General features: G+C 62.8%; 10 protein-coding genes. 2 read left to right on the top strand and 8 right to left on the bottom strand.

The window, feature by feature from the left end; translation table 11 throughout:
• Positions 1-38 precede the first annotated feature (38 nt).
• A complete protein-coding gene (locus OC610_RS14300) occupies positions 39-821 on the bottom strand; it encodes a class I SAM-dependent methyltransferase (protein ID WP_269807990.1) in 783 nt (260 codons plus the stop codon).
• A gap of 91 nt (positions 822-912) precedes the next feature.
• Between OC610_RS14300 and OC610_RS14295 the strand changes: the two genes are divergently transcribed.
• Complete coding sequence (locus tag OC610_RS14295; RefSeq protein WP_264428539.1) at positions 913-1,533, top strand: energy transducer TonB; 621 nt, start codon at positions 913-915, stop codon at positions 1,531-1,533.
• A 3-nt stretch (positions 1,534-1,536) separates the two neighbouring features.
• Here the strand turns inward: OC610_RS14295 and OC610_RS14290 are convergent, their stop codons facing one another.
• From OC610_RS14290 to ppc, 7 genes are all read right to left on the bottom strand, one after another.
• A complete protein-coding gene (locus OC610_RS14290) occupies positions 1,537-2,235 on the bottom strand; it encodes an extensin-like domain-containing protein (protein WP_264428537.1) in 699 nt (232 codons plus the stop codon).
• A gap of 16 nt (positions 2,236-2,251) precedes the next feature.
• Positions 2,252-3,073 carry an isocitrate lyase/PEP mutase family protein gene (locus OC610_RS14285; RefSeq protein ID WP_264428535.1) on the bottom strand — a complete coding sequence of 274 codons (822 nt, stop codon included), beginning with the start codon at positions 3,071-3,073 and terminating at the stop codon, positions 2,252-2,254.
• A 33-nt stretch (positions 3,074-3,106) separates the two neighbouring features.
• The gene (locus OC610_RS14280) at positions 3,107-3,967 is read right to left on the bottom strand and encodes a DUF72 domain-containing protein (protein ID WP_264428532.1); all 861 of its coding nucleotides are present in this window, start codon (positions 3,965-3,967) and stop codon (positions 3,107-3,109) included.
• Positions 3,967-4,275, bottom strand: a complete 309-nt coding sequence (locus OC610_RS14275; RefSeq protein WP_030139518.1) for a hypothetical protein — start codon at positions 4,273-4,275, stop codon at positions 3,967-3,969. The genes OC610_RS14280 and OC610_RS14275 overlap by 1 nt, the downstream gene beginning before the upstream one ends.
• A 366-nt stretch (positions 4,276-4,641) precedes the next feature.
• Positions 4,642-5,322, bottom strand: a complete 681-nt coding sequence (tsaB, locus tag OC610_RS14270) for a tRNA (adenosine(37)-N6)-threonylcarbamoyltransferase complex dimerization subunit type 1 TsaB (protein WP_264428530.1) — start codon at positions 5,320-5,322, stop codon at positions 4,642-4,644.
• Positions 5,323-5,416: 94 nt separating this feature from the next.
• Complete coding sequence (adk, locus tag OC610_RS14265; RefSeq protein WP_030139520.1) at positions 5,417-6,064, bottom strand: adenylate kinase; 648 nt, start codon at positions 6,062-6,064, stop codon at positions 5,417-5,419.
• Between the two features lie 291 nt (positions 6,065-6,355).
• The gene (gene ppc, locus OC610_RS14260) at positions 6,356-8,986 is read right to left on the bottom strand and encodes a phosphoenolpyruvate carboxylase (protein ID WP_264428527.1); all 2,631 of its coding nucleotides are present in this window, start codon (positions 8,984-8,986) and stop codon (positions 6,356-6,358) included.
• A gap of 178 nt (positions 8,987-9,164) precedes the next feature.
• Here ppc and OC610_RS14255 point away from each other — a divergent pair.
• On the top strand, positions 9,165-9,503 hold a 339-nt coding region (locus OC610_RS14255; RefSeq protein WP_264428526.1), incomplete at its 3' end, for a pilin assembly protein.

Here is a 9,503-nt window from a genome sequence, read left to right as displayed (position 1 = left end):
GTGGGAGCGAGCTTGCTCGCGATGCAGGCGCCTCGGTCTCAAGCCTTGAGCGCTTTCTTGGGATAGATGTCGTAACGACTGGACTTGCCCTCCAACCCATGGCTCGGCTTCGGCCCTTCGATGCAAGGCGCCTTGCGCGGACGCTTGACCACCACCCGGTGGGTCGCCAGCGCCAAGGCCGCAGCCAGCAGCGCCGGTGCGTCATTGTCATCGCCCACCAGCGGGCGGAACAAGCGCATCTCCTTCTTAACCAGGGCAGTTTTCTCCCGATGAGGGAACATCGGGTCCAGGTAGATTACCTGGGGCGGCTCGCCTTCCCAGTTGCGCATCACCTCGATGGAGTTGCCCTTGAGCAAGCGCATCCGCGCCACGATCGGCGCCACGTCGAAGTCCTCCGCGCCACGGGCCAGGCCATCTTCCAGCAAGGCGCCGATCAACGGCTGGCGCTCGATCAGGTTCATTTCGCAGCCCAGGCTCGCCAGCACGAACGCGTCCTTGCCCAGCCCAGCCGTCGCATCAAGTACCCGAGGACGCACACCCTGGGCGACACCGACGGCCTTGGCGATCATCTGGCCGCTGCCGCCGCCGTACAACCGACGATGGGCCGCGCCTCCCTCGACGAAATCCACCCGCACCGGCCCCGGCGCATCAGGTCCCAATTGCTGCAATTGCAAACCCTGCTCGCCAACCTGCAAGGCAAACTCGCCATCGTCCACTTGCAACGGCAGGCCAAGCCGCTCGGCCCATTGCTCGGCGTGCGCCTGAAAGGCCGGGGCCAGGGCCTCGACGTGGATGCGGCAGGCCGCGGGTTGCTCAATCATGAAAACACGCTCAAAAAATTAAGGATCGGCAAAAACGGCCGATAACAACGGTGAACGGCATTTTGCCAGAGCTGAGCGTCGACCGAGAAAAATGTCAGACATTCAATCCACATCGATAGGCGTTATCTCCCCTTACGGCGATTACAGCCTGCGTAACACCCAAGCACTGAGCGGCGTCAGTCACCTGTGGCAGGATTTTTTCGCCCGGGCCCTGGCCGATCAGTTGGGTGAAAACGCACCGGCGCCTGGCAGCTACCAGCCAGTCGCCCTCGATGAAGCGGTTGAACCGACCCTCGGCGCCGAACTGCTGGACCACATCGTCAGCCAGCGCACCTGCGACGTGACTGAAATCCAGGTCAAGCCGCCCGAGCCGTTGTTCCTGCCGATCGCCGAATTCGAACTGGACTTGCTGGACAAGCCGTTCCCACCCTTCCCGCCGGAAGAAATCGTCGCCCAGCAAAAGCAGCAGACCTTCGAGAGCAACTGGGTTCGCCCGATCGTTCTCACCGCCGGCCAACCCCTGCCAGAACCGGGCCCTGCACCACAACCGCGTCCGTTGCACCTGCCGATTGCCGAGTTCGAACTCGACCTGCTGGACAAGCCGTTCCCGCCGTTTCCGGAAGAGGAATTGGTGGCACAACAGAAACAACTCGATTTCGACACTCGCTGGGCACGGCCGATCGTGCTGCATAACCTGCGCATCGCCGCCTGATTCTTACCGACAGATCCACCACGGCCCGACATCCAGATGAAAATGGTTGCGGTGCGCCGCGTTGTAGTCCGGACTCAACACCACACTGAACATGTCGCAGGCGCCGTCGCGCACCTGCCGCAGGAACTGCGCATCGGTGTTGTCCTTCGACCAGTCCTTGAGCACGCTGACCGCGCGCCCATCGGCCAGGCGAAACCCGGCGATGTCGAGCGCGCTGGCGGTGGCATGCTGGCTGCGCGCGCCGCTTTCACGACCGTACATATTGCGACAGGCAAAGCTGCCCAAGTGATCGACCCGCGTGACCTTCTGCCCATAGACCGCCGTTGCCGCCGGCTGCAGCGCATGGCGCTCGAACAACGCGAAGGCCACGGCCAGCGGGCAGCTGGCCAGGAAGCTGCTGCTCAATGCCACCTCGCCGCCCTGCACCCGCAACACATTGGTCAACGGACACGTCGTGTTGGCGCCGCTGTCCGCCTGGCGAGCGGTGCGAAGCCCTGACGTCGCAAGCGCCTGGTCGCACAGTTGCGGGTCGTTGCGCAGGGCCATCAGCTTGTAGCGGGTCAGCAGGTTCGGCGGGACGTTGACGTCCAACGGCGCCCAGGGATTCCATTGCGGCGGCACCGGCAGCCAGCCGCGCCAAACCCCAAATACCGCAGCGCCAGCAACCAGCGCCAATACCATCAACACTTTGAAAAACCGCACGACAACGCCTCGGGCATCAACCCTTGAATAATTGATTGGCCTGACTGAACGGCATCGAGCGACGGGTGAAGGTGAACGTGCCCTGTTGCTGGATTTCCTCGGCGGCGCGGAAGAACTCGCCGTAGGCCGCCAATGCCAGGGCCGATCCGACGCTGATGCGCTTGACGCCCAGTTCGCTCAACTGTGCCACGGTGAGGTCCAGCGCACCGGACATCAGCACATTCACCGGCTTGGGCGCCACGGCCCGGACCACCGCGAGGACCTGTTCGGCGCTGCTCAACCCCGGAGCGTAGAGCACGTCGGCGCCTGCGTCGGCGAAGGCCTTCAGGCGTCGGACTGTGTCGTCCAGGTCGGGCTTGCCGTGCAGGAAATTCTCCGCCCGGGCGGTCAGCAGGAACGGGAACGGCAAGCTGCGCACCGCGTCGGCCGCAGCCTTGACGCGCGCCACTGCGTGGTCGAAGCAATAGATCGGACTGTCCGGACGCCCGGTCGCGTCTTCGATCGAGCCCCCCACTGCCCCGGCTTCTGCCGCGCGCAGCAGGCTGCGGGCACATTCTTCGGGCGCATCGGCAAAGCCATTTTCCAAGTCGACAGCCACTGGCAAATCCGTGGCCGCCACGATCGCTCGCACGTTGGCCAACGTGTCATCCAGGGCCAGCCCACCATCGGGTCTCGCCAGGGAAAAAGCGTAGCCGGCACTGGTCGTGGCCAAGGCTTCGAAGCCAAGGGTGGCGAGCATCTTGGCCGAGCCGGCATCCCACGGATTGGGAATGACAAACGCCCCTTCACGCTCGTGCAAGGCCTTGAACGCCTGGGCTCGCCGGGTTTGTGCATCCATGAAAGTCGCTCCTGAACTAGGGAAGAGATCGCCTCAGAGCAAACCCAGTTGCTCGGCGGCGGGTTCTCTATATAGCTCAGGCAAGGCCGGCAAGCCAGGCAAACGGCTCATCAAGCGACTGTGAAAGTGCATCGCGAGTTTTGCCGCCAGGAGGTTGTCGGCGGTGTGCAGGAACATGTACGGCGTGCGCCCTTCTTCGATCCACTCGGCGATTTTCGCAACCCAAGGCGTCAGGAACGGCTCGTTGGCTTCCACCACGGGATGGCCGACGAAGCGCACCTGTGGGCATTGGGTGAACGCCGCCGGCCGCGTAGGCACTCGTGGCTTTTTGTATTGGGCATGGATCACTGAAGGATCGGTCGAAGCACAGCTGAACAAACCCCGCGGATCGAGGCAGATACGTTCCACGCCGCGATCGAGCAACAGGCGATTGAGCTGGCGCTCGGCATCGCCCTTGGCGAAGAACTCATCGTGACGGACCTCGACGGCCAACGGTCGCGGGAACGCGTCGATGAAGGCCGCCAGTTCCTGCAACCGATTGGGCGTGAACGCCTTGGACAACTGCAGCCAGAACGGCGAGACCCGCTCGCCCAGCGGGCTGAGCAACTGAACGAAGGTTTCGGTGGCGGTCAGGTGTTCGCGCAAATCACCGCCATGGCTGATATCGCCGGGGATCTTGGCGGTGAAACGAAAATGCTCTGGCATGATCTCCGCCCAGCGTTGGACGGTGGCCGTAGACGGGCTCGCATAGAAGGTCGTGTTGCCTTCCACGGCGTTGAAAACCTGGCTATAGAGATTCAGGAAGTCAGAGCTCTTGGCGTCCTGGGGATAAAGATAATCGCGCCAGGCGTTTTCGCTCCAGGACGGGCAGCCGAGGTAATAAGGCAACCGCATCAGATGTAGAGGTCGAGCCCCAGCACTTCCATATCCCAGTCGACAAAACCGGCAGTGCTCAAATAACTGGCAAGGGCCGTGGCGACACTGCGGCTCATGGCGCGGTGATACAGCATGTCTTGCTGACGGGCGGGAAGATTGCTCAGGCGCTGCGCAGAAGCTTTGGCGGCACGGGCGGCCAGTTGCTCTTCGGACGGAAGTTCCAGGTCGCCATCGATGTCATCGAAGGTTTCGGGCTCGGCAGCTTTACCCGCACGAGGCCGACGCTTGATGGGATAGGACTGGGATGAAACGCCGTCTATACGCATGACAAAAATGCTCGGTATCAATGATGGCAATTTAGCGGCACATTCACAGCCGCGCAAATGCGCAAGTGATAACTAGAACACATAAAGTCAAAAAGGTTTAAAAACGGGCTGAAAAAGTGACGACTGGCAAGGTTGGGTGTGACTTATGCAGGCGCAAATGAATTTGGGAACACCGGCTCCAAGGTAACCGAACGCCTTTGTGGCGAGGGTGCTTGCTCCCGCTGGGCTGCGCCTGTAGGAGCTGCCGAGTGCAACGAGGCTGCGATCTTGTGCCAGTCAATTGCGTCTCAAAGATCAAGATCAAAAGATCGCAGGCTACGCCAGCTCCTACAGAGCCGAGCGAGAGCAAGTTTGCTTGAAATGAGGTCAGAGCCGTTCGGACTTAGGCGTTGCGACCTTGTCCCGCAGGTAAACCGGCTGCGCCTCATCGGCCGCAATGGCCTCGCCGCGCTCCCAAGCGAAGCGTGCCAGCGCCAGCAGGTCTTCGGCATGGGGCAGCATCGACGCATCCTGGCCGACAACGCTGGTGCCGATCCGCTCGCCATAACCCCACCCGGTACCGGCACCGAACCAATCACCACTCGTCTCATCCGGCAACGCCGCCGATTCAGGTGGCAATACCGCTTCACGGCCCACCAGACGCATCTCGCCGTTGGTTTCGCGATAGCAGCCCCAGTACACCTCGTCCATGCGCGCATCGATGGCAGCCGCCACCTGGCGCGCGCCGTGTTCGCGCAAGGCACGCTGGGCCAGCACCGCCAGGTTCGACACCGGCAATACCGGACGTTCCAGGGCAAAGGCCAAGCCCTGCACGACGCCAATGGCGATCCGCACGCCGGTGAACGCACCCGGCCCACGGCCAAAGGCAATCGCGTCAACCGCTTGCAAGGTCGTCCCGGCGTCGCTCAGCAACTGCTGGATCATCGGCAGCAACTTCTGCGCGTGCAAACGCGGGATCACCTCGTAATGGCTCGTGACCTTGCCGTCGTGCAGCAAGGCAACGGAGCAAGCTTCGGTCGCGGTGTCCAGGGCCAGCAAGGTGCTCATCGATGTGTCCGTAAATCAGGTGGAAAAAAAGTGCGCCAGTATAAACAACTACGGCCCGCAAGCGGGCCGTAGTTGATGCAGCTGATCAGACTTTTCAGCTCAGCGCTTCAAGCACCTTGCCGGTGATCGCATCGACCGAGCCAACGCCCGGGATGTGGCTGTACTTCGGCTTGCCCTGGGCAGCGGACAGCTTCTGGTAGAAGTCCACCAGCGGCTTGGTCTGGGAATGGTAGACCGACAGGCGATGACGCACGGTTTCTTCGGTGTCGTCCTTGCGCTGCACCAGCTCGTCGCCAGTCACGTCGTCCTTGCCGGCGACCTTTGGCGGGTTGTAGACGGTGTGATAGACACGACCGGATGCTTCGTGAACGCGACGGCCGGCAATGCGCTGGACGATTTCTTCGTCATCTACCGCGATTTCAACCACGTGATCGAGCTCCACACCGGCAGTCACCAGGGCTTCAGCCTGGGGAATGGTGCGCGGGAAACCGTCGAACAGGAAGCCATTGGCGCAGTCCGGTTGAGCGATGCGATCCTTGACCAGGGCGATGATCAGGTCATCCGACACCAGGCCGCCGGCATCCATGATGCTCTTGGCTTGAACGCCCAATGGGGTGCCAGCCTTGACCGCGGCACGCAGCATGTCGCCGGTGGAGATTTGCGGGATACCGAATTTCTCGGTGATGAACTTTGCCTGAGTACCTTTACCGGCCCCGGGAGCTCCCAGCAGAATGACGCGCATCGATGTGCTCCTCAATTTTTTTATGTAAAACGCTCGGATTCGCCTCGTGGGGCCAATCTTCGAAAAACAGGATCGTGACCGCCCAAACGGTCAAAGGCTGCTCAAGATACACAGCAGGCCCCAGCCACACAAGCCGCCGAAAGTCGGAGGAACCCGCGCCCGACGCGACCTTTGTATGAGGTGGCGAGAGTCGCAACCGGGCAACAAACTGTCGCCTGGTCGACCTGCCCTTCCCCGCAAACGGCTACGCCCGGACGAACCGGGCGAGCTGTTTCGTGCAACGACCCGCCGTCAGCCGGTGTTGCGCAAACCGGCGGCGATCCCTGCCACAGACACCAGCAACGCCTGTTCCACGGGGCTGCCCTGGGCAACGTCCTGCTGCCGCGAACGAGCCAACAGTTCGGCCTGCAACAGGTGCAACGGGTCGAGGTAAGTGTTGCGCAAGCGAATGAATTCCAGCGTGTCTGGGCTATGTGCCAGTAGCTGCGACTGGCCGGTCAACCCCAGGACCACCGAGCACGCCTGCGACAATAGGTCGCGTAAATGCTCGCCCAACGGCAGCAGTGCCGGCTCCACCAGACGTTCATCGTAGGACTGGGCAATGTCGGCGTCGGCCTTGGCCAGCACCATCTCCAGCATGTCGATGCGGGTACGGAAGAACGGCCACTGCTCGCGCATCTGCCCGAGCAACTTACCCTCGCCCCGCTCCAACGCCTTGCCCAGGGCAGCTTCCCAACCGAGCCAGGCGGGCAGCATCAGGCGGGTCTGGGTCCAGCCGAAGATCCACGGAATCGCCCGCAGGCTCTCGATACCACCGGCGCGGCGCTTGGCCGGACGACTGCCCAGGGGCAGCCGACCCAATTCCTGTTCCGGCGTGGACTGGCGGAAGTACTCGACGAATTGCGGATTTTCCCGCACCACGGCGCGGTAGGCACTGACGCCATCGGCGGCCAGCTCGTCCATCAAATGACGCCACTCTGGCGTGGGCGGCGGCGGTGGCAACAAGGTCGCTTCCAACACCGCAGCGAGATAAAGGTTGAGGTTCTGTTCGGCGATGTCCGGCAGGCCAAATTTGAAACGAATCATTTCGCCCTGTTCGGTGGTGCGGAACCGACCGGCCACCGAACCCGGCGGCTGGGACAGGATCGCCGCGTGCGCCGGGCCACCGCCACGGCCCACCGTGCCCCCGCGACCATGGAACAGCAGCAGTTCGACTTGCTGCTCCCGGCAGATATCCACCAAGCGCTCCTGGGCCCGATATTGCGCCCAGGCCGCCGCCGTGGTCCCGGCGTCCTTGGCCGAATCGGAATAGCCGATCATCACTTCCTGAGGCCCTTGCAGGCGCGCGCGATAGCTTGGCAGCGACAAAAGACGCTCCATCACCGGCCCGGCGTTGTCCAGGTCGGCAAGGGTTTCGAACAGCGGCACCACCCGCATCGGCCGCAGCACGCCGGCTTCCTTGAGCAACAGCTGCACCGCCAGCACATCGGAAGCCGCGCCGGCCATGGAGATCACGTAGGAACCCAGGGACGCCGCAGGCGCCGCCGCGACTTCCCGGCAAGTGGCGAGGACTTCGCCGGTGTCCGCCGACGGTTTGAAATGCGGCGGCAACAAGGGGCGACGGTTATTCAGCTCGTCCAGCAGGAAACGGATGCGCTGCTCTTCGTTCCAGTCTTCATAACGCCCAAGACCGAGATAATCGGTGATCTCGGTCATGGCCATCGAGTGGCGCGTCGAATCCTGCCGCACATCGAGGCGCACGAGGAACAGTCCGAAGGTCACCGCGCGGCGCAGGCAATCGAGCAGCGGCCCGTCAGCAATCACACCCATGCCGCATTCGTGCAGGGACTGGTAGCACAACTCCAACGGATCGAGCAGCTCGCGGTTGTTCTGCAGTACCTCGGCGGTGGCCGGCGTCGTGGCTTTCAGCGAGGCCTGGGCCCAGTTGCGGGTCGCCCGCAGGCGTTCACGCAATTGCTTGAGTACTGCGCGATAGGGTTCGGCACTCTCCCCGGCCTGGGCGCGCAAGGCATCGCTGGCCTTTTGCATGGACAGGTCCGCCGCCAGGTGATCGACATCACGCAGATAAAGGTCCGCCGCCATCCAACGCGCCAACAGCAGCACTTCGCGCGTGACCGCAGCGGTGACGTTCGGGTTGCCGTCGCGGTCGCCGCCCATCCACGAGGCAAAGCGGATCGGTGCGGCCTCCAGGGGCAAGCGCAGCCCGGTGGCGGCGTGCAGGGCCTGGTCGGCCTTGCGCAGGTAATTGGGGATGGCGTGCCACAGCGAATGCTCGATCACTGCAAAGCCCCACTTGGCCTCGTCCACGGGCGTGGGCCGGGTGCGGCGGATTTCTTCGGTGTGCCAGGCTTCGGCGATCAACCGCTGCAAACGCTGGTGGATTTGCGCGCGCTCGGCGCTGGTGAGGTCGCGGTGATCCTGGGCCGCCAGTTGCGCGGCAATGGCATCGTATTTCTGGATCAGGGTGCGCCGGGCGACTTCGGTGGGGTGGGCGGTGAGAACCAGTTCGATGTCCAGCCGGCCCAATTGCCTGGCCAGCGATTCAGCGCTGTGGCCTTCGGCACGCAGGCGCGCCAGCAGCTCGGGCAGTACCCGGGCCTCGAACGGTGCAGGCTTGGATTCTTCGCGCCGATGAATCAACTGGTATTGCTCGGCGATGTTGGCCAGGTTGAGAAACTGGTTGAACGCCCGCGCCACCGGCAGCAGTTCATCCTCGCTCAACTGGTTGAGGCTGGCGCTCAGCTCGGCGTCCATGGAACCACGGCGGTCGGCCTTGGCGCCCTTGCGGATCTGCTCGATCTTGTCGAGAAAGGTGTCCCCGTACTGGTCGCGAATGGTGTTGCCCAGCAGCTCGCCGAGCAGGTGGACGTCCTCGCGCAAGCGGGCATCGATATCGGTCATCAGCAGTTCTCCAGCAAAAAGGTCCGGACAGCTTTGTAGGAGAGAGTGCCGATGCCCGGCGTTAATGACAAGCGACGAAGGGACTTTAAACCTTGTCAGGCAAAGCTAGTCTCATGGATAAGCCACACGACGGCTTGTCACTATCGCGCCCGCCAAAAGCAGGGCTATTGAGGTCATCATGAAAATCCGTGAGCTTGCCCAGCATTGGGAAGAAAACGCCAAGGGTCGCCTGACCCAGACCGGCTACACGATTCATCTCGACGTCGAGGCTGCGGCACGCCTGGCGGCCATCTGCGACATGTACCCCAAGCGCCACCCCGAAGAACTGCTCGGCGAGCTCATCGGCGCGGCACTGGAAGAGTTGGAAGCCAGCTTCCCCTACGTCAAGGGATCGCAGGTGGTGGCCACCGATGAAGAAGGCGATCCGCTGTACGAAGACGTGGGCCCTACCCCGCGGTTCCTCGCGTTGTCGCGCCGTCACCTGCACGAACTTTCCTCGCAGAGCGACAAATCCAAA

Source organism: Pseudomonas agronomica, from assembly GCF_025917275.1.
GTDB lineage: Bacteria > Pseudomonadota > Gammaproteobacteria > Pseudomonadales > Pseudomonadaceae > Aquipseudomonas > Aquipseudomonas agronomica.
The sequence above is the reverse complement of the archived record's forward strand: the minus strand, read 5'-3'. Positions and strand labels throughout refer to the sequence as shown.

What these genes read in the sequence shown, in the direction of transcription:
- OC610_RS14300 (WP_269807990.1), bottom strand. Translation starts at nt 821, where the DNA reads ATGATTGAGCAACCCGCGGCCTGCCGCATCCACGTCGAGGCCCTGGCC.
- OC610_RS14295 (WP_264428539.1), top strand. Translation starts at nt 913, where the DNA reads ATGTCAGACATTCAATCCACATCGATAGGCGTTATCTCCCCTTACGGC.
- OC610_RS14285 (WP_264428535.1), bottom strand. Translation starts at nt 3,073, where the DNA reads ATGGATGCACAAACCCGGCGAGCCCAGGCGTTCAAGGCCTTGCACGAG.
- OC610_RS14280 (WP_264428532.1), bottom strand. Translation starts at nt 3,967, where the DNA reads ATGCGGTTGCCTTATTACCTCGGCTGCCCGTCCTGGAGCGAAAACGCC.
- OC610_RS14275 (WP_030139518.1), bottom strand. Translation starts at nt 4,275, where the DNA reads ATGCGTATAGACGGCGTTTCATCCCAGTCCTATCCCATCAAGCGTCGG.
- tsaB (WP_264428530.1), bottom strand. Translation starts at nt 5,322, where the DNA reads ATGAGCACCTTGCTGGCCCTGGACACCGCGACCGAAGCTTGCTCCGTT.
- adk (WP_030139520.1), bottom strand. Translation starts at nt 6,064, where the DNA reads ATGCGCGTCATTCTGCTGGGAGCTCCCGGGGCCGGTAAAGGTACTCAG.
- ppc (WP_264428527.1), bottom strand. Translation starts at nt 8,986, where the DNA reads ATGACCGATATCGATGCCCGCTTGCGCGAGGACGTCCACCTGCTCGGC.